General features: G+C 71.7%; 18 protein-coding genes and 2 pseudogenes. 15 read left to right on the top strand and 5 right to left on the bottom strand.

Features of this window, described 5'->3' with window-relative positions; all coding sequences use genetic code 11:
* Positions 1–122: 122 nt before the first annotated feature.
* Positions 123–293: a sigma-like protein gene (locus tag ACFXOM_RS28110; RefSeq protein ID WP_384939360.1), complete on the bottom strand. Its 171-nt coding sequence runs from the start codon at positions 291–293 to the stop codon at positions 123–125.
* Positions 294–501: 208 nt separating this feature from the next.
* Complete coding sequence (locus tag ACFXOM_RS28105) at positions 502–3495, bottom strand: BTAD domain-containing putative transcriptional regulator (protein WP_384939362.1); 2994 nt, start codon at positions 3493–3495, stop codon at positions 502–504.
* Between the two features lie 152 nt (positions 3496–3647).
* Between ACFXOM_RS28105 and ACFXOM_RS28100 the strand changes: the two genes are divergently transcribed.
* The 5 genes and pseudogenes from ACFXOM_RS28100 to ACFXOM_RS28080 form a co-directional block, all read left to right on the top strand.
* On the top strand, positions 3648–4868 hold the full coding sequence (locus ACFXOM_RS28100; protein WP_385039843.1) for an amidohydrolase family protein: 1221 nt from the start codon (positions 3648–3650) through the stop codon (positions 4866–4868).
* Positions 4869–5091: 223 nt separating this feature from the next.
* A complete protein-coding gene (locus tag ACFXOM_RS28095) occupies positions 5092–5505 on the top strand; it encodes a PaaI family thioesterase (protein WP_385039840.1) in 414 nt (137 codons plus the stop codon).
* 201 nt (positions 5506–5706) lie between these two features.
* Entirely contained in the window at positions 5707–6192 is a 486-nt protein-coding gene (locus ACFXOM_RS28090; protein ID WP_385039837.1) for a hypothetical protein, read from the top strand.
* An 8-nt stretch (positions 6193–6200) separates the two neighbouring features.
* The gene (locus tag ACFXOM_RS28085) at positions 6201–9341 is read left to right on the top strand and encodes an ATP-binding protein (RefSeq protein ID WP_385039834.1); all 3141 of its coding nucleotides are present in this window, start codon (positions 6201–6203) and stop codon (positions 9339–9341) included.
* A gap of 111 nt (positions 9342–9452) precedes the next feature.
* Positions 9453–10026: pseudogene (locus ACFXOM_RS28080) on the top strand (transposase); the annotation flags it as partial.
* A 78-nt stretch (positions 10027–10104) separates the two neighbouring features.
* Here the strand turns inward: ACFXOM_RS28080 and ACFXOM_RS28075 are convergent.
* Entirely contained in the window at positions 10105–12375 is a 2271-nt protein-coding gene (locus ACFXOM_RS28075; RefSeq protein ID WP_385039831.1) for an MMPL family transporter, read from the bottom strand.
* 175 nt (positions 12376–12550) lie between these two features.
* Between ACFXOM_RS28075 and ACFXOM_RS28070 the strand changes: the two genes are divergently transcribed.
* From ACFXOM_RS28070 to ACFXOM_RS28035, 8 genes and pseudogenes are all read left to right on the top strand, one after another.
* Positions 12551–13723, top strand: a complete 1173-nt coding sequence (locus ACFXOM_RS28070; RefSeq protein WP_385039828.1) for a sensor histidine kinase — start codon at positions 12551–12553, stop codon at positions 13721–13723.
* Positions 13698–14360, top strand: a complete 663-nt coding sequence (locus ACFXOM_RS28065; RefSeq protein ID WP_385039825.1) for a response regulator — start codon at positions 13698–13700, stop codon at positions 14358–14360. The genes ACFXOM_RS28070 and ACFXOM_RS28065 overlap by 26 nt, the downstream gene beginning before the upstream one ends.
* Positions 14361–14547: 187 nt before the next feature.
* Positions 14548–14952, top strand: a pseudogene (locus ACFXOM_RS28060) (hypothetical protein).
* A gap of 227 nt (positions 14953–15179) precedes the next feature.
* Positions 15180–16103 (top strand): LLM class F420-dependent oxidoreductase, encoded by a 924-nt coding sequence (locus tag ACFXOM_RS28055; RefSeq protein WP_385039822.1) that lies wholly within the window; start codon positions 15180–15182, stop codon positions 16101–16103.
* Positions 16104–16113: 10 nt separating this feature from the next.
* Positions 16114–16884, top strand: coding sequence for an SDR family NAD(P)-dependent oxidoreductase (locus ACFXOM_RS28050; RefSeq protein WP_384939378.1), 771 nt, complete (start codon positions 16114–16116; stop codon positions 16882–16884).
* Between the two features lie 160 nt (positions 16885–17044).
* Positions 17045–18169, top strand: a complete 1125-nt coding sequence (locus ACFXOM_RS28045) for an LLM class flavin-dependent oxidoreductase (RefSeq protein WP_384947406.1) — start codon at positions 17045–17047, stop codon at positions 18167–18169.
* Positions 18170–18564: 395 nt separating this feature from the next.
* Positions 18565–20304, top strand: coding sequence for an amidohydrolase family protein (locus ACFXOM_RS28040; protein WP_385039819.1), 1740 nt, complete (start codon positions 18565–18567; stop codon positions 20302–20304).
* Positions 20301–21761 (top strand): aldehyde dehydrogenase family protein, encoded by a 1461-nt coding sequence (locus ACFXOM_RS28035; protein ID WP_385039817.1) that lies wholly within the window; start codon positions 20301–20303, stop codon positions 21759–21761. The genes ACFXOM_RS28040 and ACFXOM_RS28035 overlap by 4 nt, the downstream gene beginning before the upstream one ends.
* A gap of 189 nt (positions 21762–21950) precedes the next feature.
* Here ACFXOM_RS28035 and ACFXOM_RS28030 read toward each other — a convergent pair whose 3' ends face one another.
* Positions 21951–22412: a MarR family winged helix-turn-helix transcriptional regulator gene (locus ACFXOM_RS28030; protein WP_384939386.1), complete on the bottom strand. Its 462-nt coding sequence runs from the start codon at positions 22410–22412 to the stop codon at positions 21951–21953.
* Between the two features lie 114 nt (positions 22413–22526).
* On the opposite strand from ACFXOM_RS28030, the gene ACFXOM_RS28025 reads away from it, so the two are divergent.
* On the top strand, positions 22527–23369 hold the full coding sequence (locus ACFXOM_RS28025; protein ID WP_384939388.1) for an SDR family oxidoreductase: 843 nt from the start codon (positions 22527–22529) through the stop codon (positions 23367–23369).
* Between the two features lie 329 nt (positions 23370–23698).
* Here the strand turns inward: ACFXOM_RS28025 and ACFXOM_RS28020 are convergent, their stop codons facing one another.
* A complete protein-coding gene (locus ACFXOM_RS28020) occupies positions 23699–24646 on the bottom strand; it encodes an NADP-dependent oxidoreductase (protein WP_385039814.1) in 948 nt (315 codons plus the stop codon).
* Positions 24647–24829: 183 nt separating this feature from the next.
* On the opposite strand from ACFXOM_RS28020, the gene ACFXOM_RS28015 reads away from it, so the two are divergent.
* Positions 24830–25825, top strand: a complete 996-nt coding sequence (locus ACFXOM_RS28015; protein WP_385039811.1) for a GlxA family transcriptional regulator — start codon at positions 24830–24832, stop codon at positions 25823–25825.
* Positions 25826–25827: the final 2 nt, after the last annotated feature.

Below are 25827 nucleotides of genomic sequence, written 5' to 3'. Positions count from 1 at the left end.
TCCTCCCCGAAGGGGAACCCTTCTCTTTCCCGGGCCTCTTTGGCGGGGCGCCCGACCTCCCCCCCCCCCCCCCCCCCCCCCCCCCCCCCCCCCCCCCCGCCCCCCCGAAAGGTGGCTCTGGATCACTCCATGGGCGGAAGGGGCGTGTGGTTGTCGCTCTGGACGATCATCTGTCCGCTCGGCGGTGCCGGAGTGTGGTTGTCGCTCTGGGGCGCGAGCGGCTTCTTCGGCGGCGCGGGCGTGTGGTTGTCGCTCTGGACGACGATGTCGTCGTTGTTCTGCTCGATGCTCATGGTCCTTCAGCTCCTTACGGATGCCTGTCTGCACGGTCGGTGACGCCCGTTCGGCGACTCCCCCGAGGACCGCCGAACGGGCGTTTTAGGACCGCTCACCTTAGCGGTGAGCCCCCTGGCGACCCGCCTGCCCCCCGACGCGACGGACCGATGGTAAGAGGATGCACCGCAGGCATAAACGAATGCTGAACGGCAAGGTCGGCCGGGGTCAGGCCGCCGCGACGGGCCTCAGCAGGCTCTGCACGGTGCTCGCTTCGGGTGCCCCCAGCTGCTCGTAAACGCCGAGGGCCTCGCGCCAGCAGGCACGGGCGCGATCTCCCTGGCGCAGTGCGTCCAGTGCCTTCCCCAGCACCGTGAGCACATGGCCGCGGATGCGGTCGCCGCCGATGCACCCCATGGCCAGTGCCTGTTCGGCGTGCTGTGCCGCCCGGGCGGGACGTCCGGCCGACAAGTGGGCCTCGGCGATGCGGAAGTGGGCGGTTCCCGCCCAGAGGTGCTGACGGTTCCGGGCGAAGATGTGCAGCGACTGTTCGAACTGGTGCAGGGCGTCCGAGTGGCGTCCCGCGTAGGAGAGGGCGATGCCCAGGGCGTACCTGCCGTTCGCCAGCCGGAGGGTGAGTCCGATCCGGTCGTAGATGTCGACGCCCCGCTGGGCCAGGTCGATCGCACTGCTGGCCGGGCGCTTCGTGAGGACGTGCACGCGCGAGAGGTTGCACAGGGCGCTCGCCTCCCCCGCGAGATTGCCGTCGGCGCGCGCACCTGCCAGCGCGTCGAGCAGGTGCTGTTCCGCCTCGGGCTGCCTGCCGTCGACGGTGGCGATGATCCCCCGGTCGTTGTCCGCCCAGTACACCGGGGCGGGGTCACCGGCCTCCACCGCGAGCTGCCTGGCCCTGCGTGCCTCCTCGTCCGCCTCCGCGTACCGGCCGGCCACGAGGTGGACGTTGGTGAGCGTGGTCCGTGCGCGCCCCTCGGCCTTGGAGTCGCCCACCGCACGGGCCGCGTCGCGCGCCGTGAGTGCTGCTGCCCGGTACAGCTTGCAGTTGGCACCCGAGTCGATCAGGTCCTTCGACGCCCACAGCAGGTCCACGGCCCGGCGCAGCATCCCGCCCTCCGCGCTCTGCCTTGCGCACGCGAGGAGGCAATTGCCCTCCGCGTACAGCCAGTCCAGCGCCACCTGGCGGTCGTCGAACTCCAGCCCAGCGTGCTGCGTGCGTTCCAGGTGGTCGACGGTGCAGTCGCCCGGCCGCTCGATCGCGAACACGCGCGCCGCCGTCGCCAGGTAGAAGTCCAGCAACCGTGACAGTGCCGCTTCCCGCTCCGCCGGCGGCTGTTCGTCGCGTTCCGCGCAGGCACGCGCGTAGAGCCGCACCAGATCGTGGAAGCGGTAGCGGCCTGGAGCCGCCGATTCCAGGAGGGACGTGTCGACGAGGGCCTCCAGGAGGTCTTCCGTCTCGTGCAGCGGCAGGTCCAGCACGGCGGCTGCCGCGGCCAGGGAGACGTCCGGGCCGTCCGCGAGGCCGAGCAGCCGGAAGGCCCGGGCCTGAGCCGGCTCCAGCTGGCCGTAGCCGAGCTCGAAAGTGGCCTTGACCGCGAGGTCGCCGGCCTGGAGCTCGTCCAGGCGCCGCCGCTCGTCGGCGAGCTTCGCGGCCAGCACCGACACCGTCCAGGTGCGGCGGGCCGCGAGCCGGGAGGCCGCGATGCGGATCGCGAGCGGGAGGAACCCGCAGGCGGCGACCACGTCCAGGGCCGCCTCCCGCTCGGCGGAAACCCGTTCTTCGCCCACGATCCGGGTGAAGAGCTGGAGTGCCTCGTCGGGAGACATCACGTCGAGGTCCACCAGATGCGCACCGGCCAGGTCCACCATGCGGATGCGACTGGTGACCAGGGCCGCGCAGCCCGCCGTGCCCGGGAGCAGCGGGCGGACCTGCGCGGCGTCGCGGGCATTGTCCAGCAGGACGAGGACACGACGGCCGTCGAGCGTGGAGCGGTAGAGGGCGGCCCGCTCGTCCAGGGAGTCGGGGATCGCCGTGTCCTCCGTGCCGAGGGCCCGCAGGAACGCCCCCAGCACGGTCTCCGGCTCGCCGGGGCGCGGGCCGGCCCCCTGCAGGTCGACGTACAGCTGACCGTCCGGGAACTGCGGCCGTGCGGCGTGCGCGACGTGCACGGCCAGCGTCGTCTTGCCGACGCCGCCGATGCCCGCCAACGCGGAGACGGCCATCACGGATCCCTCCGCCGTGCCGAGTTGTTCGCTCAGCTCCCGTACGAAGGACTTGCGGCCGGTGAAGTCCGGGACGGTGGCCGGAAGCTGGGCGGGCTTGGTGATGCCGGGCGAGGCGGGTTCCGGTTCCTGGGCCGGACGGGCCAGTTCCTGGTCCGCCTGGAGGATCCGCTGCTGCAGCCTCGACAGTTCGGGCCGCGGGTCGACTCCCAGCTCGTCGGCCAGTAGCCGTCGGGTGTCCGCGTAGACCGCCAGGGCCTCCGCCTGCCGACCGCTGCGGTACAGCGCCAGCATCAGCAACTCGCGCAAGCGCTCGCGCAGAGGTTGGGCGGCGGTCAGTGCCGTGAGCTCGGAGACCGCCTCCGCGTGGCAGCCGAGGTCCAGGTCCATCTCCAACCGCGTCTCCAGCAACTGGAGCCGCCATTCCTCGAGGCGCACCCGCTGGGAGTCGGCGTACGGGCCGGGCACCGAGGCGAGCGCCTCGCCGTCCCACATGCCGAGCGTCTTGTTGACCAGCGCCCTTGCCCGCCCGCGGTCGCTGCCCGCCCGTGCCTTCTCGGCTTCGGCGATGAGGTCCTGCGCGACGTGCAGGTCGAGGGAATCGGCCCGGGCGCGGATGGCGTAGCCCCCGGACTCGCTGGCCAGTACGCCTGGCCCCAGCACCTTGCGGAGCCGGGAGGCGTACGTCCGCAGTGCAGCCAGCGCCTGCGAGGGCGGTTCCTCGCCCCAGATGGCGTCGATCAGCTCCGCGGCGGTGGCCGTACGGCCCTCGCGCATCAGGAGGGCGACGAGGAGCGCGCGCTGCTGCGGCGAGCCGGACGGCAGGGCCTCGTCGTCGCGCCAGGCGCGCACGGGTCCGAGCACGCCGAAGCGCAGGCCGTCGCCACCGTCCGCCCGGCCCGGAGCCGGTTGCTCCGCAGGTCCCCCCGGAGCCTCTTGCTCCGGGAAGTGCGTGGGTGCGGAGGGCCCGTTCTCACGGTGCATAGCTACCCCCTGCTCGTACCGCTCGTTTCGCCGGTATCGACCCCGACAGTCTGCCCTGTACGAGGCCGGATCGTCAGCAATGGGTGACGCCCTGCACAGGATCCACCCCCGCGTTAGCTGACGGTTCGTCAGATTGACGCTACCGTAGGAGGATGGAGACCTTCCCGATGATCATCTCGGTGGACGACCACACCGTGGAGCCCCCCGGCGTCTGGCGGGACCGGCTCCCGTCGAAGTACCGGGACACCGGGCCACGTATCGTCCGGGCCCCCCTCAAGGAAATGACCTTCCTGGGAGGCAAGTTCGCCCCCGTGATGGGCGACCCGGGGGACGACGGCCCGATCGGTGACTGGTGGGTCTACGAGGATCTCCACCGGCCGCTCACCCGGCTCGACACAGCCGTCGGCTACGACCGCGACGCGATACGGCTGGAGGTCATCACGTACGAGCAGATGCGGCCCGGCTCGTACAGCGTGCCCGACCGGCTGGCCGACATGGACGTCAACCACGTCCAGTCCGCGCTCTGCTTCCCCACGTTCCCCCGCTTCTGCGGCCAGACCTTCACCGAGGCGAAGGACCGCGAGCTGGGGCTGCTCGGCGTCCGGGCCTACAACGACTGGATGGTGGAGGAGTGGTGCGGTCCCGACGCGCAGGGACGGTTGATCCCGTTGACGCTCGTCCCGCTGTGGGACGCGGACCTCGCCGCCGACGAGGTGCGGCGCAACGCGGAGCGCGGGGTACGGGCGGTGGCGTTCTCCGAGATACCGCCGCACCTGGGGCTGCCGTCGATCCACGGAGACGCGTGGGACCCGTTCCTCGCGGCGTGCGACGAGACCGGCACGGTCGTTGCCATGCACATCGGTTCCTCCTCGAGGATGCCGTCGACCTCGCCGGACGCGCCGCCGGCCGTGGGGTCGACGATCACCTTCGCCAACTGCTGCTTCTCGATGGTCGACTGGCTGATGAGCGGCAAGTTCGAACGCTTCCCCAACCTGCGGATCATGTATGCGGAGGGGCAGATCGGATGGATCCCGTACATCCTGGAGCGGGCGGATGTGGTGTGGGAGGAGAACCGCGCCTGGGGCGGGGTCGCGGACAAGGTACTGCGTCCGCCGTCGGAGCTCTTCGCCGAGCACGTGTACGGGTGCTTCTTCGACGACGCCTTCGGGTTGAGGAATCTGGACGCCATCGGCACGGGGAACGTGCTGTACGAGACGGACTACCCGCACTCGGACTCCACGTGGCCGAAGTCCCGCGAGGTGGGCGAAGCCCAAATGGGGCACCTGGAGCCGGAAGCGGTGGAACGGATCGTGCGGGGAAACGCGATCGATCTGCTGGGGCTGACGCCGGAGGGGCTCTGGGCGGGGGCGTGAACGCCCCGTAGCCGTCCGGCCCGCGCATTGCGGGACCACCGGCGCGTCCCCGCCCGGCGTGGGAGGGAGGAGCGGGCCGGTACGGGGGAGACCCCGGCCGGCTCCGGGCGCTTGTCCTCGTGACCCGTCCCGTCAACCGTGCCGTAACTCGTCCCGTCACCCGTGCCGGGGCAATGCGCGCGTTCGGTACCGGTGTGCGCCGACCCCGCGGCACCATCAGGCCATGACGCTCACGCCTGCTGCCGCCGACAAGGTCCTTTCCGACAACTTCGCCCCCTGGGTCCTGGAGCTCGGCCTCTCCGTCGTGGAGACGGGCGAGCTCCACGCCGTCCTGCGCCTCCCCTGGGCCGACGGGCTGGCCCGCGAGGGCGGCGGGCTCTGCGGCCAGGCGCTCATGGCCGCTGCCGACACCGCCACCGTGATCGCCGTCTCGGCGGCCCGCGGTGGCTTCGTCCCGATGACCACGGTGCAGCAGTCGACGACCTTCCAGCGTGCCGTGGTGGGCGCGGACGTCCTCATCGAGGCCCGGCTGTCCAAGCTGGGAAGACGGATGGCCTTCGCGGAGATCACGATGACGGCGGAGGGTGCCGACGGCCCCGCCGCCCGTGCCTCCACGGTCTACGCGCTGCTCGGCTAGAGGGGTGTGACCCACGGGGCACGCGCCCGTTGGCGAGCGTCGGCCGCGGAGGGAAGCTTCCGCCGAATCCCTGCCATCCGGACAAACCCCTGACTACTCTCGGAACACGCGTCATCACGCCGACCCGGGGCGCCGGGCCGCGTCAGGCGTCGGCACGTGACACGCGTCGGTCTGCCGTGCGTCGAGGGGGATGGAATTCCGATGGTGAGTCATGACGGTGCACAGGGCGAGAAGGACAAGGCCACGTACCACGTGACGGTGCGGAACGTCACCGGTCACACGACCGTCGGCCAGGGCAACAGAGTGGTCGGCGGCATCGGCATCCAGCCCGACCCGGCAGCTCCCGTGACAGACGGTCAGCTGGATGCACTGCACGCGGAGTTCGCTCGGGTACGGGAGCTCATCGAAGGGCTCGACGGCGCCGGGGAGCGGGAGAAGGGCGCCGCGGTGGACCGACTGGAGGAGCTGGAGGAGGCGGTCACCGACGGCGAACCCGACGTGCGCACCATGGCGAAAGTGCGTGACTGGTTCGCCCAGCGGCTCCCTGCCGCGCTCGGCGCTGTCACCGCCCTGCTGTTGCATCCCACAGCCACACTTCTGGCACAGGCCGCGGGCGAGGAAGTCGCTTCCGGGTTCGACGGGCTCCTCCAGAGCCTCGGGTCCACCACCTCGGGTGAGAACTGTTGACCGGCCCGATGACGTCCGTGGAGATCAGCGACGTACGGGGTCACGTCACCATCGGCGACAACAACGTGGTCGTCTCGGGAGACCGGTCGTTCGTCCAGGTCGTCCATTCCGGGAAGCGCCCGGTCCCGGTCGTCCGAGAGGACATGACGCTGCTGCCCCGGCGCCCGCGCGCCGCTGTCGGACGGGAGAGGGAGGTCGGCGAACTGGTCAGCGGCCTGGCCGCGCACGACGCCTGGCAGGTGCACGGGCCGGGCGGCATCGGCAAGTCCACCCTCCTGCGACTGACCGCCCATCGGCTCGCGGACGAGCGCGACGCGGTCGTGTTCGTCGATGCGGCGGGCCGCGACACGGGCGACGTACTCCAGGACGTCTTCGAAGCCTGTTACGACGCCCCTGGATACCGCCCGTCCCCCACGGAGTTGCGGCGCCTCATGGCCGACGTCACCGCGGACGTCATCCTCGACGACCTGGAGGTCGACGCGGACGACCTGGACGCGGTGCTGGACGCGCTCCCGTCCTCCGCGCTGCTGTACGCGGGCGGGCGGCGCACCCTGCTCGGCCAGGGCAGGGCCCTGGCACTCGGCGGCCTCGGGCACCAGGACGCCCTGACGCTGCTGTCGCAAGGGCTCGGACGCCCGTTGGAAGCCGCCGAGGAGACGGTGGCCGAGGAGCTGTGGCGGGCCACCTCGGGCGCGCCGCTGCCGCTGCTGCGGGCGGCCGGCACGGACCGGCTGACGCCCCCAGCTCAGCTCGACGGCCTGCTCCCGGAGCTGCTGGCGGGACTGACGGGCGCCGAACGCGATGTGGTCGAGATCCTCTCGGTCGCCCGGGACGGCGGGGTGAGCACACGACTGCTGACCGTCCTGCTCGGTGGCATGACCGGGCTCGCCACGGCATGCGAGCGGCTCGCGGCGCGTGGCGTGATCGTGGCCACCGAGCGGGGGTACCGACTCGCCCCGGAGATCGGCGGAGGGCTCCTCGCCGGGCTTCGCCCCGGCCCGGCGGAACTCGCCGTGCTCGCGGGCCGCCTGACGCACTGGGTCACCGCAACGGCGACGGCTCCCGCGGCCGTTGCGGGCGACGCCGCGCTGCTCACAGCCGTCATCGACGCGGCCGGCGGGGCCGGCCGCCCGGCGGAAGCAGCCCGTCTCGCGCGTGCGGCTTCACCCGTCCTCGCCTGTTCCTTGCGTACGGGTGCGTGGGGGCGGGTCCTGGAACACGGCATCGAAGCCGCCGAACGCGCGGGCCTCCGGGACGTCCTGGCCTATCTGACGCACGAGGACGGCGTCCGCAAGCTGGTCACCGGCAAGCGACTCCTCGCGTCGGTCGCCTTCGCGGCCGCCGCGGCCTACTGGCGGGAACTCGGCAGCGCCGACCACGCTGCGGCCGCCGACGACGCCGCCCAGGCGTGCGGCGGGGACCCGGCCTCCGGAGCCGACTCGGCGGCATCGCCGGACGGTGGCACCCAAACGGACTCCGGTGCTCAGCCCGATTCCGGTGCTCAGCCCGACTCCGGGACCCAGCCCGACACCGGCAGCCTCGACGGCCCCGGCCACTCCGGTGGCGACGTCCCGGACGTCGGTGACCCCGGCTCACTCGGCGACATCGGTCAGGAAGCGGGCAACCAACTGGTCTCCTCGCTGCCGCCCGGCGACCCCGGCTCGGGGGTGATGGCCACCAAGGCCGGTGCGGCCGCCACCAAGGGAGGTCTGAGCGCGTCGGCCAAACTCGTCATCGGTGGTGGCCTGGCGGCGTCGGTGACGGCCGGCGGAATCGTCCTCAGCCAACAGGCCGACGCGGACACCGTACCGGTCAAGGTCACCGTGGCGACCCGCGTGCTGGAGGCGAACATGCCCGGCGACCCCGAAGGCACCTGCTCGATCAGGGACGGCGCCACGAACTGCACGAAGGTCGTGAAGTCCAAGAAGGGCGAGTCGGGACCGGTGTCCGTGGACCCGGCCCAGCCCCTCCCCGAGGGCGTCAGCCTCGTCTACTGGGGCTGTGACCAGGGCCCGCAGGCGGACTCCTGCTCGGTCACCGCCGACAAGGCCCGCCATGTGTGCGCCACCACGACCAGTGCCGCAGACGAGGCCGCCCGCCGCCGGTGCGCGGAGCTCACCGGCTCACCGGCGCCGACCGCGGTGTTCCGGCCGCTGGCCTGGACCACGAAGACCGAGGTCAACGTCCTGTCCGAGCCGGACGGCCGGCCCCGGACGCTGGCGACCATCGGCGCACCGTACAAACCGGGACCGGTGGTCTGGTCGCAGGACGCCCGACGGATGGCCTGGACGGAGGTGAACAACGCCCCAGCCGGGACCGAGGACTTCCCGTACGACGTGGTCAAACTGCACGACCTCAAGACCGGGACCGAGCACTCCTGGAAGTGCTTCGCCTGCACGATCGCCTTCGTGGACGGCGAACTCGTCTCCGGCGGCGCGGACATCGTCCGGTACCCCGCAGACGGCGGCGATCCGATCGCGAAGGACCTGCCCGAGATCCCCAACCGGCCAGGCCATGACGGTCCGCCCGACACGGCGCTCCTGAACACCTGGAAGGGCGACCGGCTCCAGACCTTCGCTGTGTCACTGGTGGGGGCGACCGGCCAGCGGAGCGTCCTGTCCAGGCTGGAGTCGCCCACGAAGGCCCGGAAGATCAAAGAGCTTCCCCAGTCCGGCTACCTCGGCGTCACGGCTGTGAGCGCGGACGGAGCCAGGGCCGTCTTCTATCCCCCCACGGGCCAGCCTCCGTACAACTCCTGCGGCGAAGCCGACTATGGCGTGGCGGGCCTCGACGTTGCCACTGGTGCCCAGGTGCCGGTGGACGGTCCCGGCCTCGGCTGGCGCGTACACGAGACGTGGTTCGACTCCAACGGTACGGCCCACGTGGTGTACCGGGCGGAAAAGGGTGCCGACGCCGCGTCGTGCTCCGTCGACACCCGCCGCGCCCCCGTCCACTTCACCCTCGCCCCGGGCGCCGGCGCGTGGAAGCAGTCGCGGGAGGAACCCGAGAGGGTCCTCGCCGTCATCGGCGGGAAACAGATCACACGGGTGGCCGACGGGGGCGGGCTCGCCCTTGTGAGCGTCGGCAAGGACCGCAAGGACACCCTCGACACCGGCGTCGACTGGGTCTTCCCCTCCATGGGCGGCTAGGGCGCGTATCGAGTCGTGATCAATTTGCGGAATGTGCCTTCGTGGCACGGTCCGGTCCGATAGGCGGTCTTACGTGACGCGAGTGCACGGACCGATCCGGATTGGGAGTTCATCGAGCCGTGCCTGCTGATCGGCGAGTACCGCCCGTACCCCGAGCGACTGCGGCAGCGTTCGAGGGCGTGATCTGGCGGTTCAAGACGGGCGGGCAGTGGCGGGAGCTGCCGGCGGAGTTCGGCGCCTGGTCGACCGTCCACAACCGCTTCCGGGCGTTCATCCTGACCACAGGCCAGGCAGCGGAAAGCCCGCAGTTCATCCCCGTCCCGAAGACGGTACGGGTGCGCGGTCCCCGTCGGCCGACCCCGCATCCGGCCGGACGCGGTCGCTGGGGACAAGGCGTACTCGTCCCGCCCAAACCGCGCCCACCTGCGCGAACGCCGTATCAAGGCGGTCATCCCGGAGAAGAGAGACCAGGCCGCCAACCGGAAGAAGAAGGGCTCCAGAGGTGGCCGACCCGTCAGCCACGACGCCGATCTTTACAAGGAGCGGAACACCGTCGAACACCTGATCAAACAAGCTCAAAGCAAGGCGAGGCATCGCCACCCGATACGACAAGACTCCCGACAGCTACCTCGCCGGTCTCCACCTGCGCGCCTCGATGATCCGGATCAAGGACCTCACCAGGACCACCCGACGATCACGACTCGATATGCCCCTAGGCGACGCGCTGAGGTGCCGGACGCCAAGGGCAGGCAGGAGTTGAGAGTCAACGGTCGACTAGTCGTGGACGCGGGGCCTCACCCGTGGATTCCGCGTCGGTGTCGTCGGTGCCGACCGGGCCGCGGGGAAGCGTCCAGTCTAGCCACTTCGGCAGCCACCAGTTGGTCCGGCCGAGGAGTGTCATGGTTGCCGGTACCAGCACCATGCGTACGACCGTGGCGTCGATGAAGATCGCGGTGGCCAGGCCGAGCCCGAACATTTTGGTGGAGGGGTCCTCGGCGACGGCGAAGGACAGGAAGACCGCCACCATGATGAGGGCGGCCGAGGTGATGATCCGGGCGGTGCGCGAGACGCCCTCAACGATCGCCGTGTCGTTGTCGCCGGTGCGCAGGTACTCCTCGCGTACGCGGGAGAGGAGGAACACCTCGTAGTCCATCGACAGGCCGAACAGGATGGCGAAGAGGAACATCGGGATGAACGACACGATCGGAACCGTCGTTTCCAGCCCGATGAGTGCGCCTCCCCAGCCCCACTGGAAGACCGCGACCATGATGCCGTAGGCCGCGCCGATGCTCAGCAGATTCAGCAATACCGCCTTGAGCGGTACGAGTATCGAGCGGAAGACCAGCATCAGCAGCAGGAACGACATCGCCAGCACGGCGGCGACGAACACCGGCAGGCGTTGGCTGGTGCGTTGGCCCACATCGGACAGGCTCGCGGCGGCGCCGCCGACATGGGCCCTGGCCGTGCCGTGCCCGATCGCCGTGGGCAGCACGTCGGTGCGCAGCCGGGCGATGGTGTCGGCCGTGGCCTTGTCCTGAGGGCTGGTGGTCGGGAACACCACGAGGGTGGCGATGCCGGTGGCCCGATCGATGTGCGTCGGCGCGACGGATGCGATGCCCGGATCCGCCGCGACTGTTGCGACGAGTCGGTCCAGCACTCCCGGATCACCGGTGGGGTCCGCGGCGATGACGAGGGGACCGTTGGTGCCCGGGCCGAACCCCTCGGCGACGAGGTCGTAGGCCCGGCGCTCGGTACGGCTGTGGGGCAGTGAGCCGTCGTCGGGCAGGCCGACGCGCAGGCCGAGCACGGGCAGCGTCGCGGTCAGCAGCAGCCCCGCCGCGCCGACCGCGTACGGCACCGGGTGCTGGCTGACGTGCCCGATCCAGCGACGCCACCCGGCGGTGTGGGCGGCGCCTGCCGCCGGGTCCCGCCGCCGTGCGAGTCGGCCCAGCTTCCTGGTCTGCAGAGCCCGGCCGATCCGGCCGGCCCGGGCCAGGCGCGGGCCCGCAGCGCCGAGGAAGGCCGGCAGCAGCGTCACCGACGCGAGCACCATCGTCAGGACGACGATCGAGACGGCAACCCCGCCCACCGTCATGAACGGTACGTTCGCGACCGCCAGGCCGAGGATCGACACGACGACGGTGCCGCCGGCGAAGACCACCGGCCGCCCCGCCGTTGCCACCGCTCGTCCGGCCGCCGCTTGCGGATCGAGCCCGCACGCGAGGTACTCGCGGTGCCTGGCGAGCACGAACAGCGCGTAGTCGATGCCCACTCCGAGCCCGACCATGCTGCCCAGGACCGGTGCGAAGGCGGGGACCTCTGTTACCCCCGCCAGTACCGTCATCGTGGCGACCCCGACGGTCAGCCCGAAGACCGCCATGCCGATCGGCAGCGCGGCGGCGACGAGCGAACCGAACGCCAGGAACAGGATCGCGCCCGCGGCGAGGAGGCCGATCAGCTCGCTCGCGCCGCCGTCGGGGTCGGAGAAGACGTAGAAGAGGTTCCCGCCCATCTCGATGCGCAGCGGCAGCTCGGCACGCAGCCGGTCGCCGAGATCGACGAGGGCGTCGAGGTCTTCGGCCGACAGCCGGCTCTGGTCGGGGTACTGCACCCGGACGACCGCGATCCGCCCGTCGGCCGAAACGAGGCCGCCGCGCACGGCGGTGTCCCCGCCCGCGTCGAGCGCCCCCGCCGGGTCGCTCGTGCCGAGCACGTGCGGCAGCCGCTTCACCTCGGCCCGCAGCTGCGTGAGAGCGGTGCGCGCGCCGTCGTCGTCGAAGAACGTCGCACCGTCGTCGAGGGGGGTGACGACCACTTGGGCGGTCATCCCCTCCTGGCCGGTGCCTGCCCGCTCGATCAGTTCCGCGGCCCGTCGGGAGTCCAGTCCCGGAGCGGTCATCGAGTCCGCGGTCCGCCCGCCGAAGGCGACGGCGGCGAGGACGGCGAGCGTGGCGGCGATCAGCCATGCCGCGATCACCCGCCAGGGATGGCGAGCGGCGCTTGCGCCCAGGCGCAACAGGGCTTTCGAGAGCATCGGGTCCTCCAACCACCTCGTCGGCCGTCCTTGTACGGCCGCCGATGCCGAGGCTCGTCGCCACGGCGCTCCGCGGCATCGGCCCGCGGGCCGCGGATCCGTCGGCCCCGGGGCGGAGTGACGACCCGTCCTTTCGGCCGATGCGCGGCACGCCGCGGTCCCTAGGCTGAGAACCGTGCTCCGAGACGACCTGCGAGCCCTGTGGACCGAACCCCGGCCGCCCGACGCGCCCGCCCGGGTGCGGCGGGACTGGGCGCTGCTCGCCGCGGGCCTTGCCGGTGTGGCGCTGGAGGCCACCCTGCGCGAGAACGTCGTGTGGCGGCCGGTGGCCGTGGTGTTCGCCGTATGGCTGTGCCTGCTGCCCCTGTGGCGCCGGACCCGCCCGCTGGCGATGGTGACGCTGGCGTTCGGCTCGGTGATCCTGCTTCCGGTGGCCTCGCTCGTCGCCGCACCGCGCGAGCCCGTCGGCCTGTACACCGGCGCGGTCGTGCTCGTGCTGGTGTACGCGCTTCCCCGGTGGGGGTCGGGACGCGAGATCGTGCTGGGCGGCGCGGTGATCCTCGTGGTCGGCGCGCTGTGTGTCGTCACGGACGAGACCCCGGTCGTCGAAAAGGTCGTGGGCTTCGTCTTCCTGCTGCTGCCCGGCGTGGTCGGGGCTGCCGTGCGGTTCCGGGTGACCGCTCGCGAGCGGCAGTTGGAGCAGGTGCGCTCCCGCGAGCGCGAGCAGCTCGCCCGGGAACTGCACGACACGGTGGCCCACCACGTGTCGGCCATGGTGATCATCGCCCAGGCGGGCCGGGTGCTCGCGGGCACCGACCCGTCCGCCGCCGTCGAGGCGCTGGAGGGGGTCGAGGAGGAAGGGGCGCGCACGCTGGAGGAAATGCGCGCCATGGTCGCCGCGCTGCGCGACCGCGGGGTCGGCGCCGAGCTGGCGCCCCCTGCCGGAGTCGCGGATCTGGAGCGCCTGGTGCGCACCCCAGGTGGTCGCCTCAGGGTCGACCTGGGGCTCGACGGCGAACTGGACGCGCTGCCCCCGGCCGTGGACGCGGCCGTCTACCGGATCGTGCAGGAGTCGGTGACCAACACGCTGCGCCATGCGGTCGACGCGACCGAGCTCGTCGTTCGGGTCGCCGCGGAACGGCACACGGTACGGGTGAGCGTGCGCGACAACGGTCGGCGCACCGGCCGGGGTCGCGACGGATACGGACTTACCGGACTGCGCGAGCGCGCGACCCTGCTCGGCGGCACACTACGAGCCGGCCCGGGTATCGACCGGGGCTGGTATGTCGAAGCCGAACTGCCGAGAGCGAGGAGCGAGAGCGGTGTCCATTCGCGTCCTCGTCGCTGACGACCAGACGATCATCCGCACCGGGTTGCGGATCATGCTGAACGCCCAGCCCGGCATCGAGGTGGTCGGCGAGGCCGCCGACGGGCGGGAAGCGGTACGTCTGGCCCGCGAACTACGCCCAGACGTCTGCCTGTTCGACATCCGCATGCCCATACTCGACGGGCTCGAGGCCACCCGGCTGGTCGCCGGCCCGGGCGTCGCCGACCCGCTGGCCGTGGTCGTCATCACCACGTTCGACCTCGACGAGTACGTCTACGGCTCACTGCGTGCCGGCGCCCGCGGATTTCTCCTCAAGGACACGGGACCGGACCTTCTGGCGCAGGCCGTACGGTCGGCGTCCGACGGTGAGGCGCTCATCGCGCCCAGCGTCACCGTCCGTCTGCTCCAGGCATTCGCGGACCTGCCCGCCGGCCGGCCCGTGGCCCAGCCGGTCTCCCCTGTCACCGCCCGCGAGGAGCAGGTGCTCCTCGCCGTCGCTCGCGGGCTGACCAACACCGAGATCGCCGATGCACTGCACATCAGCCTCAGCACGGTGAAGACGCATCTGGCCAGCCTGATGGCCAAACTCGGCGCCCGCAACCGAGTCGAGATCGCGATGTGGGCCTACGAGACGCGCCGTATCCTCCCCGGAACCTGAGCCGGGTGCCGAGCCATGTCCCATGAGTCCCGCCCGGACATCGGTGCACCGGTCGGCTCACGTCGGCTCCACGTGCCTCACCCGCCCCAGAGTGTGACGTACCAGGAGGCCGGAACTGGGACGGTGAGACACCCGATATCGGCGCTTGCGCCGTCCGGCTGTCAGTGGCGGCTGCGATGCTGGCGGCATGACCCCCTGGAGCCTGCTCGATCTGGACATGGCGCTGCGCGCCAGCTGGGCCGCCGACACCTGTTCGCCCGATGACCAGGCGGACTGGCGACCCGGCAACCCGGCAACCCGGCCTGGGGCACTGTGACATCACGGCTTTGATCGTCAATGACGTCTTCGCTGGGGTCTCATCGTGGGGGAGGTTCATCGTGACGGGATCCAGCGTGGCTTCCACTGGTGGAACCGGCTGCCCAGTGGTGTCGAACTCGAGCTGACGCGCGGGCAGTTCCAGCAGGGACAGACCGTCACGGCTGCCCGGGCCGTTGAGCGCCCGCCCGGCCGGCTGCCCCGCCGTTGGGAGGAGTACCTCCTGTTGCGTGAGCGTGTCGTCAAGCGCCTCGGTCCGCTCCCGGGACCCGACTGAGGAAGCCGGGACCCGCCATCCCGGCCGCGGCGATCACGCTGTAGGCCCCCGGCCGGCCGACGCGCCCGAGGGCCGCGTTTCCCGGCCTGCTCGCGGTCGGCCGCACCGCCCGACCGCCGGCGGTGCGGTCCGACCGTGGCCGCGCACGCCCCTTGCCTGCTGGGTCGGCAGCCAACACCATGACCCCAACGACGATATGACGTATCGTCAGATCGAGGGGATGGGTCATGGTCACCTACGGCATGCAACTCCCGGTCCAATCGCAGAGCGCCCTCTACGCCGAGCCCTGGGAGGCGTCCGCGGGTCCGGCCGACCTCGTCGGGATCGCGCGCACCGCGGACCGCGCCGGCTTCGCGTACGTCGCGGTCTGCGACCACGTCGCCATTCCGCGCCGCCTGGCCGCAGCCATGTCCACCGTCTGGTACGACCCCGTGGCCACGCTCTCCTACCTCGCGGCCGCCACCGAGCGGGTGCGGCTCCTCAGCCACGTCGCCGTCGTCGGGCTGCGCCATCCGTTGATCACCGCGAAGCAGTACGCGACCCTGGACCACCTCTCCGCGGGCCGGCTGGTCCTCGGTGTCGGTGCCGGGCACGTGCGGGAGGAGTTCGAGGTCCTGGGTGTCGACTTCGAGCGTCGCGGCACGCTGCTGGACGAGACGGTCGACGCGCTCAGGGCCGCGCTCGGTCCCGAGGAGTTCCCGCGCTTCGCCGGCGAGCGCGTCGCCTTCGACGGCCTGGGCCAGCGGCCGAGACCCGCCCAGGCCCGGGTGCCACTCTGGATCGGCGGGTCCTCACCGGCCGCCGTGCGGCGGGCCGCACTCAAAGGTGACGGCTGGCTGCCGCAGGGCGATCCGCGCGACCGGCTCCCGACGCAGATCGCGAAGATCAGATCACTTCGCGCGGCAGCGGGCATCACCGAACCCATCGAGATCGGGGCGATCACCGAGCCGCTGTACGTCGGCGACGCCTCCTGGCACGTGGGCGGGCGCACCCTGACCGGCAAGCCCGATCTGCTCGTGGAGTCGCTGCGGGCGTACGGCGCGATGGGCGTGGACCAGATCCAGGTGCGCTTCCGCAGTCGGAGCCGTGCCGAACTCAGTGACCAGATGTCGGCGTTCGCCGCCGACGTGGCTCCGCACCTCGACAGTTAGGAGTACGGGCATGGGGAAGGTCGGGAAGCTGGACGGGCGCGTCGTCCTGATCACGGGGGCGGCACGTGGTCAGGGCGAGCAGGAGGCGCGGCTCTTCGCCGCGGAGGGCGCGCGGGTCGTGCTCGCGGACGTCCTCGACGACCGCGGCGAGGCGCTCGCGAAGGAGCTGGGCGAGGGGGCGGCCCTGTACGTGCACCTCGACGTCGGCAGCGAGGAGGGCTGGGCCGCTGCCGTCGCCGCCGCAGGCGATGCCTTCGGTCGGATCGACGGGCTGGTCAACAACGCGGGCATCCTGCGCTTCAACGAACTGGTGAGCACCCCGCTGGAGGAGTTCCAGCAAATCATCCAGGTCAACCAGGTCGGGGCCTTCCTCGGCATCAAGACCGTCGCACCGGAGATCGCGGCCGCCGGCGGCGGGACGATCGTCAACACCGCCTCGTACACGGGGCTCACCGGTATGCCGTACGTCGGTGCCTACGCGGCCACCAAGCACGCCGTCCTGGGGTTGACCCGGGTGGCGGCGATGGAGCTGGCCGCGCGGAAGATCCGGGTCAACGCCGTGTGCCCGGGGGCGGTGGACACCCCGATGAGCAATCCCGAGGGGGCCGATCCGGGGGCGCTGGACGAGCTGTACCGGAAGCTGGTGCCGCTGGGGCGGGTCGGGCAGCCCGAAGAGGTGGCGCGGCTGGCGCTCTTCCTGTCGTGCGACGACTCCTCGTACGTCACGGGGCAACCCTTCGTCATCGACGGCGGCTGGCTCGCAGGGGTGAGCGTGCTCTGACCCGACGGGTCCGCCGCTGCGCCCGCGTGCCCTGACCGGCCCTGCCGCAACGCCTCCGATATCTGACGACTCGTCAGCTATTGACGGTGGGAGTGCGCGGTGGAACAGTCGGTGCATTCAGATCTGACGAAGTGTCAGAAACTTTGGGACGGTGAACCCCATGGAATTCGGGCTCTTTGTACAGGGCTACGTCGGCAAGCGCGCCGAGACCGACCCTCTCGCAGAGCACAAGGCACTGATGGAGGAGACCGAGTACGTCATCCAGGCGGACAGGTCGGGCTTCAAATACGCCTGGGCCTCCGAGCACCACTTCCTGGAGGAGTACTCGCACCTGTCGGCGAACGACGTGTACCTCGGCTACCTCGCGCACGCGACGGACCGGATCCACCTGGGATCGGGCATCTTCAACCCCCTCGCCCCCGTCAACCACCCGGTCAAGGTCGCGGAGAAGGTCGCCATGCTCGACCACCTTTCCGCAGGACGCTTCGAGTTCGGCTCCGGACGGGGAGCGGGCTCCCACGAGATCCTCGGGTTCCTCCCGGGCATCACCGACATGAACCACACCAAGGAGATCTGGGAGGAGACGATCGCCGAGTTCCCCAAGATGTGGCTCCAGGACGAGTACCCGGGCTTCCAGGGCAAGCACTGGTCCCTGCCGCCCCGCAAGATCCTGCCGAAGCCGTACGGGACGTCGCACCCGGCGATGTGGTATGCCGCCGGGTCACCGTCCTCGTACGCGATGGCGGGCAAGAAGGGCCTCGGGGTGCTGGGCTTCAGCGTCCAGAAGGTCTCGGACATGGAGTGGGTCGTCGACTCGTACAAGACGGCGGTGAAGGAGGCGGAGCCCGTCGGCGACTTCGTCAACGACAACGTGATGGTCACCTCGACGGCGATCTGCGCCGAGACCCACGACAAGGCCGTCGAGATCGCCGTCGGCGGCGGGCTCAACTACCTCCAGTCACTGCTCTTCCGCTACCACGACACCTTCCCGCGGCCCGAGGGCATCCCGGAGTGGCCGGAACTGCTGCCCGAGTACACCGCGGAGGTCATCGAACTCCTCATCGCGGAGGAGCTGATGATCTGCGGTGATCCCGACGAGGTGCTGGGCCAGTGCAGGCGCTGGGAGCAGGCCGGGGCCGACCAGTTGTCCTTCGGCCTGCCCATCGGGATCGGTTACGAGGACACGATGACCACGATCAAGCTGATCGGGGAGCACGTCATCCCGGAGATCGACACGGACCCGGTACACCGGACGACCCGCTTCCGCCGGGCTGCCGCCGGCTGACCCCGCCCCTGGCCCGTGCCGGCCCTCCGCCCCAGCAGGGTACGGAGCCCGTGCGCGGACGGCTGCGCGACACCGCCGCTCGGCACGGCGCTCCGCCGAACGCCCGGCCCGCTGAGGGCTCCCGCTCCCGGCGGGCCACAGGAGGCCGCCGCGGACGAGAACGAGCGGCCCCGGCACCCGGGGGTGTCGAAGGCCCCGGGGCTCCGGCACCGCGGCTGCTCCTGCAGCCGGGAACGGCACGGCGGGAGCGCCCGCCCCAGAACGCGGACGGCGCCTTCCCGGACCGTCGTCCGCACCGCCCCGGCCGGGGCCGCCGCCGCTGCGGCCAGCCACGACGGCCTCCGGCCGGGGGCACGTCTCCATGACCGTCCGCCGCACGAAAGGGACGCCCGCCCATGCTCGACCACCTCATCAAGCACGCGACAGTCGTCGACGGGACCGGAGCTCCCGCGTACGTCGCCGACGTGGGCCTGCGCGACGGTCGCATCGCCGTCATCGCCGAGCCGGGCAGCACCACCGAGGAGGCCACGACCAGCGAGGACGCGACCGGCCTCGTCCTCGCCCCGGGCTTCGTCGACCCGCACACCCACTACGACGCCCAGCTGTTCTGGGACCCCTACGCCACTCCCTCCATGAACCACGGCGTGACCACCGTGGCCGGGGGCAACTGCGGCTTCACGCTCGCCCCGCTCAACCCCGAACGCCCCGAGGACGCCGACTACACGCGCCGCATGATGTCCAAGGTCGAGGGCATGTCCCTGGTCGCCCTCGAAGAGGGAGCGCCCTGGAACTGGCACACGTTCGGCGAGTACCTGGACGCCCTGGACGGTCGCACCGCCGTCAACGCAGGCTTCATGGTGGGCCATTGCGCACTGCGCCGGCACGTCATGGGCCCGGCTGCGATCGGCGGCCGGGCCACCCCGGACCAACTCGACGCGATGCTGCGGCTGCTGCACGACGCGATGGACGCCGGGGCATGGGGGCTGTCCACCACCCGGTCCGCCACCCACACCGACGGCGACGGCAACCCGGTCGCCTCGCGCCACGCCGACCCCGCCGAACTGCTCGCCCTCTCCCGGGCCGTCGGCGAACACGCAGGCACCCAGCTCGAGGCGATCGTCGCGGGTTGCCTGGACCGGTTCTCCGACGACGAGATCGACCTCCTCGTCGACATGAGTGCCGCCGCCGGCCGGCCGCTCAACTGGAACGTCCTCACCATCGACGCCGCCGTCCCCGAACGCGTACCCCGCCAGCTGCTCCCCGGCGAACGCGCCCGCAAGGCCGGAGGCCGCGTCGTCGCACTCACCATGCCCATCCTCACTCCCATGAACATGTCCCTCGGCACCTTCTGCGCGCTCAACCTCATCCCCGGCTGGGGCGAGGTCCTGGGGCTCCCCGTGCCCGAGCGCCTCGCGAAGCTCCGCGACCCACAGGTCCGGGCCGGGATGCTGCGGCGCGCCGCGTCCAAGGAGGCCGGGGTCTTCCGTCGCCTCGCCGACTTCGAGAGGTACGTCATCGGCGACACCTACTCCAAGGAGAACGCAGGGCTCACCGGCCGGGTCGTCCGTGACATCGCCGTGGAACGCGGCCAGGACCCCTTCCAGTGCCTCGTCGAGATATGCGCCAACGACGAGCTGCGCACCGTGCTGTGGCCCATGCCCACCGACAACGACCCCGCATCGTGGGCGATGCGGGCCGAGGCGTGGCAGCACGAGGACGTGATGCTCGGCGGCTCCGACGCGGGTGCGCACCTGGACCGGATGTGCGGGGCGCCCTACACGACCCGGTTCCTCGGTGACTGCCTGCGCGGGCGCAAGCTGGTCGCCCTGGAAGCGGCGGTGAAGATGCTCACCGACGACCCGGCGCAGCTCTTCGGCCTGTGCGAGCGCGGCAGGGTGGTCGAGCAGTTCCACGCCGACCTGGTCCTGTTCGATCCGGCACGCATCGATGCGGGTCCGGCCACCCTCGTCCACGACCTGCCCGGCGACAGCCCCCGGCTGGACTCGCGAGCGATCGGCATCGTCTCCGTGCGCGTCAACGGCGTCGAGACCGTACGGCACGACGAGGTGACCGGCGCTGTGCCCGGTCGGGTGCTGCGGTCGGGGCGCGACACCAGGACGGTGAGCACCCGGTGACCGCGGCGCAGCGCCTGTACATCGCGGGGGAGTGGGTCGAGCCGGCCCGCGGGTACTACGAGGTGATCGACCCGGCGACCGAGGAGCCGGTCGGGCTCGCCCCCGAGGCGACCCCGGAGCAGGTGCACGAGGCCGCGGCGGCGGCCCGGGAGGCCTTCACCTCCTGGTCGCGCACTTCGCCCGAGGAGCGCGCCGCCGTCCTGGACCGCGCGGCCGACGTGATCCAGCGTGAGTTCGACCGGTACGCCGAGCTCGCACGCCGTGAGACGGGGGCGACCACCGGCACCGCCCGCGGGATGCAGGTTGCGGTCGGGGTCTCCCGCTTCCGGCGGTACGCCAAGGGTGCCCTCGAACCGGTCGAGCAGGGACTGCCGCCGCAGGTCAATGAGGCGGGTCCGATGGGCCGGGCCGGTGTCTTCGGCGCGCTCGCCGCCCGCCGCCCGGTCGGCGTCGTCACCTGCATCACCTCGTACAACAATCCGTGGGCGAACCCGGCGGGCAAGGTCGCCCCGGCCCTCGCCATGGGCAACACGGTCGTCGTGAAGCCCGCCCCCCAGGACCCGCTCTCCGTCTACCGGATGGCCGAGGCGCTCGCCGAGGCGGGCGCACTGCCCGGTGTCGTGAACGTCGTCTCGGGGACGCGTACGGAGGTCGGCGAGGCCGCGGTCGACTCCGAGGACGTCGACATGGTCAGCTTCACCGGTTCCACCGCCGTCGGGCAGCGCATCGGCGAGGTGTGCGGGCGCGCGGTGAAACGGCAGCTGATGGAGCTGGGCGGCAAGGGAGCGGCCCTGGTCTTCGACGACGCCGACCTCGACGCCGCGGTGCAGGGCATCGGCACGACCTTCGCCTTCTACAGCGGCCAGATCTGCACGGCCCCGACCCGTGTGCTCGCCCAACGAAGCGTGTACGACCGGCTGGTGGACAAGCTCTCGGAATACGCGGGCTTCATGCGGGTCGGCGACCCGGCCGCCCGGGGGACGATCGTCGGACCGGTCATCTCCGCAGCGCACCGCGAACGCATCGAGTCCTACGTCGAGTCGGGGAAGAAGGCGGGCGCGCGGCTGGTCGTCGGCGGTGAACGCCCCGATCTGCCCCGCGGCTTCTACGTCGCGCCGACCCTCTTCGCTGACTGCACCAACGAGATGCGGATCGTACGGGAGGAGATCTTCGGCCCGGTGGTCGTCGTGGTCCCCTTCGACGACGAGGAGGAGGGCGTCGCACTCGCCAACGACAGCGACTACGGCCTGCTCGACTACGTCTGGTCCGGTGACGCGGCACGGGCCTTCCGGGTGGCGCGGCGGCTGCGCGCCGGCGGGGTCGGCATCAACACGGTCGGCCGGAACATGGAGGCGCCGTTCGGCGGGTTCAAGAAGAGCGGGGTCGGGCGGGACGTGGGCTCGTACGCCCTGCACGCCTACAGCGAGACGCAGGCGATCGTCTGGCCCGGCGGCTGACACGTCAGCCGTCCCGGAGCACTTCGGCCCCTCCGGCGTGCGAGCACGGACGTGCGGGGGCGTCCGTGGGCGGGTCTCCGGGGTGCGGCCCCGGTCGTGCGGTCGAGCCGGCCGGGCGGGTGAGGACGGACACCCGGGGCGCCCCTTCCGGCGAACCCGGGGGAAGCGGGCGCAGCCCCTCCCACCTGCTTACGCGTCCTTGTGCGCCTTCAGCTTCCGCCACACCGCGCTCAGCGCCTCGAGGTCCTGCTGGTCGAGGACGTCGGTGAAGACCGGGGCCAGACAGGCGCGCCTGGTCTCGTCCGCCTCCTCGAAGAGCTGACGGCCCTGGTGGGTGAGCGCGACCTCGATCGAGCGGGCGTCCCTGGCGGAGGGGGTACGGGTGACCATGCCGCGCGCCTGGAGCGCGTCGAGGACGCGCGATACCTGGCTGCGACTGAGCATGGTGCTGTTGCCGAGGACCGACGAGGCGACCGGCTCGTTGCTGCTGGCGAGCCAGAGCATCACCTCGAACCAGGAGACGGGCAGGTCATGGGCCTTGCTCAGGGCGCGGTCCACGCGTTCGGTGAGCACGGTCCCGGCCCAGACCAGACCATAGAAGGCGTGGTCGGCTTCGTTCATCTCCGCCGGGGTGAGTTTCCTGGTCGCCATGGAGTCGAGCATACCGGCTTGCGTGTGTGCGCACGCAATGTTTAAGGTGTGTGTACACGCACCAAACGGTTGGCGGTGCCGAACCTTCGGCGCCTCCCGGACGAAAGGCCCCCCATGTCTTCCAAGGTTGTTCTGATCACCGGCACGTCTTCCGGCATCGGCCTCGCCGCCGCCGTGGCCGCCGCGCAGGCCGGATGGCGCACGGTGGCCACCCTCCGCGACACCGGCCGCGCCGGCGCACTGCGCAAGGCCGCCGCCGAGGCCGGGGTCGAGCTCGACGTCCGCCAGCTCGACGTCACCGATGAGGGTTCCGTAGCGGCAGCCGTCGACGGGGTGATCGCCGACTACGGTCGCCTCGACGCCGTCGTCAACAACGCGGGCGCCGGTCACCTCGGCACGTTGGAGAACGAGAGCGTGGCGGACGTGCGCGACGTCATGGAGGTCAACTTCTTCGGCGTCCTCAACGTCTCCAAGGCGGCCATGCCCCACCTGCGTTCCGCCGGGGGCCGGCTCATCACGGTCACCAGCGTCGGTGGTGTCATCGGGCAGCCCTTCAACGAGGCGTACTGCGCTGCCAAGTTCGCCGTCGAGGGCTACATGGAGAGCCTTGCGCCGGTTGCCGCCAGTGTCGGTGTGACCGTCTCCGTGGTCGAACCCGGCGCCGTGGCCACCGAGTTCGTCAACAACATCGGCCTGGACGTGGAGTCCGAGGTCGCCGCCGCCGGACCGTACGCGGACGCGCTCCGGGCCTACCTGGACCGAACCGTCTCCCAATTCCTCAACGGTGCGCAGACCCCGGCCGAGGCGGCGGCGCCGGTGGTGACGGCCCTCACCGACGACGGTCCGGCCTTCCGCATCCAGACGTCCGAGTGGGCCCGCGGCTTCACCGGAACCAAGCTGCTCGACCTCGACGGCTCGGCCGTCCTCGGGATGACCAACGGCTGGGTCGGACGCTGAGGACCGGGTCCGGGCCGGTGCGTCCCGGGGCCCGCTGACTCCCGGAGCAGCCCCGTACGCCGTCCCGGGCCCTGGGCGCCGGTCGCCCTGCCGGCAGCCGGCCACGAAACCGGGGCGTCCGCGACGCCCCGGCTCGTGGTCGACGGGCCCAGGCGGGGCGGCGGGCCCGGTGCGGGTCCCGCGCGGCGACGAGCGACTCCACTCCTGCAGCGCCGGGCCCGGGGCGCCGGTCCGGGCGCGTCCCGACCGTGACGGTGGTCGACGGCAGGCCCCGAGGACGGTGGTCGATCGGGCGGGACGCCGGACGTCGGCGTCCCGACGGCCCCGGCTCAGCGGACCTTCAGGACGATCTTGCCCTGTGTGCGGCCCTGCTCTCCGTGCTCGTGCGCCTTCGCCGCCTCGTCCAGCGGCAGGACGGTGTCCACGTGGACGCGCAGCTGCCCCGCCTCGACGAGGCGGGCGATCTCCTGGAGGCCCGCGTTGTCGGGTTCGACGAGGGTCCACCCCGTCCGCACCCCGAGGGCCTCGGCCTCGCCGGCGGGCGGCACGTCGTCCGGCGAGGGCAGGGTGGCGAGCACTCCGCCCCGGCGCAGCACGCCGAGCGAGCGTGCACCGTAACCGTTGCCGATGCCGTCGAGGACGACGTCGACGTCCCGAACCTGCTCGGTGAAGTCGACGACCCGGTAGTCGATCAGCTCGTCGGCGCCCAGCTCCCGGAGGAAGTCGTGCTTGCCGGCGCTCGCGGTCCCGATGACGTACGCGCCGCGCGCCTTGGCGATCTGGACGGCGAGGTGGCCCACGCCGCCGGCCGCCGCGTGGATCAGCACCCGCTGCCCCGCCTCCAGCCCGGCGGTGTCCACCAGCGCCTGCCACGCGGTGAGCGCGGCCAGCGGGAGGGCGGCGGCCTGGACGTGGTCGACGCCCTCGGGCTTGCGGACGACCTGCCGGGCCGGGGCCACGACGTACTCCGCGTACGCTCCCGCCTGCCGCGGGAAGAGCGGCATGCCGAAGACCTCGTCCCCGGGGCGGTGGTGCGTCACTCCGGGGCCGACGGCCTCCACCACGCCGGAGACGTCCCACCCGGGGACCGGTACGGCGCCCCAGGAGATGAGGGCCCCGGAGGCCCGGGTCTTCCAATCGACGGGGTTGACACCGGCGGCGTGCACGCGGATCAGGACCTCGTTCAGGCCCGGCTCCGGGCGGTCCACCTCGACCGGGACCAGGACGTCGGGGGAGCCCCACTCACGGGGGCTGATGGCACGCATGGACTTGCTCATGATCCGTCCTCTCTGGTTGAGCGAACACCAGGGTGCGACAGAATGATCGATCAAAATACTGGCTTTTTGGTCATGATGTGACAGAATCTGGCCATGGCCGTTTCCGCACCCCCCGCAACCCCACCGGTCCCCTCCACCGCCGGCTCCCCAGTGGCGCCAGCGGCGCCACAGGCCCTGTGTCCGGTGCCCAGTGCGCCCACCGCGCCCGGCGTGCACCGCGTGGTGGTCCTGGCGCTCGACGGCGTACCCCCGTTCGAGCTGGGCATCCCGTCCCGGATCTTCAACTGGGCCAACGACGAAGAGGGCCGAGCGCTCTACGAAGTCCTGGTCTGCACGGCGGACGGCCGGCCCGTGCAGAGCAACGCGGGTTTCGCCGTGGCCGTGAGCCACGGCCCCGAGGCGCTCGACACGGCGGACACCGTGATCGTCCCGCCCTCCTACGCCCTGGGCCACCTCGCCGAGGGAGGCCCCCTGCCGGCCCCGCTGGCCGCCGCGCTCGACCGCGTCCGCCCGGGCACACGGCTGGTGTCCATATGCACGGGCTCCTACGTCCTCGCCGCCGCCGGGCTGCTCGACGGCCGGCCCGCGACGACGCACTGGCAGCAGGCCAGGGACTTCCAGCGCGCCTTCCCCCGGATCAAGGTCGACGAGGACGTGCTCTTCGTCGACGACGGCGACGTGCTGACCTCGGCCGGCATCGCCGCCGGCGTCGACCTGTGCCTGCACCTCGTGCGCCGCGACCACGGGACCGCGGTGGCCAACCACGTCGCCCGCCGTTGCGTCGTACCGCCGTGGCGCGACGGTGGCCAGGCGCAGTTCATCGACCGGCCGGTGCCAGAACCGGCCTCGACGACCACGGCCGCCACCCGGGAATGGGCGCTGGAACGTCTCCAGGAGCCGCTGACACTGGCGGAGTTGTCGTCCCACGCCCGTATGAGCCTGCGCACGTTCACCCGCCGCTTCCGCGACGAGGTGGGGATGACACCCGGCCGCTGGCTCACGACCCAGCGCCTCGAACTCGCCCGCCAACTCCTGGAGTCCAGCGACCTGTCCATCGACCTGGTCGCCCACCGGGCCGGATTCGGAACGGGCAACTCCCTGCGGCAGCACATGCGGTCACTGCTCGGGACCTCACCCGCGGCGTACCGGCGCACGTTCCGGTCGGGCGCCCGGGTCTGACC

This window comes from Streptomyces sp. NPDC059169 (genome assembly GCF_042755225.1).
In the GTDB taxonomy this organism is placed as follows: domain Bacteria; phylum Actinomycetota; class Actinomycetes; order Streptomycetales; family Streptomycetaceae; genus Streptomyces.
This window is presented reverse-complemented; position numbering and strand designations above follow the sequence as displayed.

Coding starts and splice junctions, on each gene's coding strand:
- ACFXOM_RS28110 (WP_384939360.1), bottom strand. CDS start 293: ATGAGCATCGAGCAGAACAACGACGACATCGTCGTCCAGAGCGACAAC.
- ACFXOM_RS28105 (WP_384939362.1), bottom strand. CDS start 3,495: ATGCACCGTGAGAACGGGCCCTCCGCACCCACGCACTTCCCGGAGCAA.
- ACFXOM_RS28100 (WP_385039843.1), top strand. CDS start 3,648: ATGGAGACCTTCCCGATGATCATCTCGGTGGACGACCACACCGTGGAG.
- ACFXOM_RS28095 (WP_385039840.1), top strand. CDS start 5,092: ATGACGCTCACGCCTGCTGCCGCCGACAAGGTCCTTTCCGACAACTTC.
- ACFXOM_RS28090 (WP_385039837.1), top strand. CDS start 5,707: ATGGTGAGTCATGACGGTGCACAGGGCGAGAAGGACAAGGCCACGTAC.
- ACFXOM_RS28085 (WP_385039834.1), top strand. CDS start 6,201: ATGACGTCCGTGGAGATCAGCGACGTACGGGGTCACGTCACCATCGGC.
- ACFXOM_RS28075 (WP_385039831.1), bottom strand. CDS start 12,375: ATGCTCTCGAAAGCCCTGTTGCGCCTGGGCGCAAGCGCCGCTCGCCAT.
- ACFXOM_RS28055 (WP_385039822.1), top strand. CDS start 15,180: ATGGTCACCTACGGCATGCAACTCCCGGTCCAATCGCAGAGCGCCCTC.
- ACFXOM_RS28050 (WP_384939378.1), top strand. CDS start 16,114: ATGGGGAAGGTCGGGAAGCTGGACGGGCGCGTCGTCCTGATCACGGGG.
- ACFXOM_RS28045 (WP_384947406.1), top strand. CDS start 17,045: ATGGAATTCGGGCTCTTTGTACAGGGCTACGTCGGCAAGCGCGCCGAG.
- ACFXOM_RS28040 (WP_385039819.1), top strand. CDS start 18,565: ATGCTCGACCACCTCATCAAGCACGCGACAGTCGTCGACGGGACCGGA.
- ACFXOM_RS28030 (WP_384939386.1), bottom strand. CDS start 22,412: ATGGCGACCAGGAAACTCACCCCGGCGGAGATGAACGAAGCCGACCAC.
- ACFXOM_RS28025 (WP_384939388.1), top strand. CDS start 22,527: ATGTCTTCCAAGGTTGTTCTGATCACCGGCACGTCTTCCGGCATCGGC.
- ACFXOM_RS28020 (WP_385039814.1), bottom strand. CDS start 24,646: ATGAGCAAGTCCATGCGTGCCATCAGCCCCCGTGAGTGGGGCTCCCCC.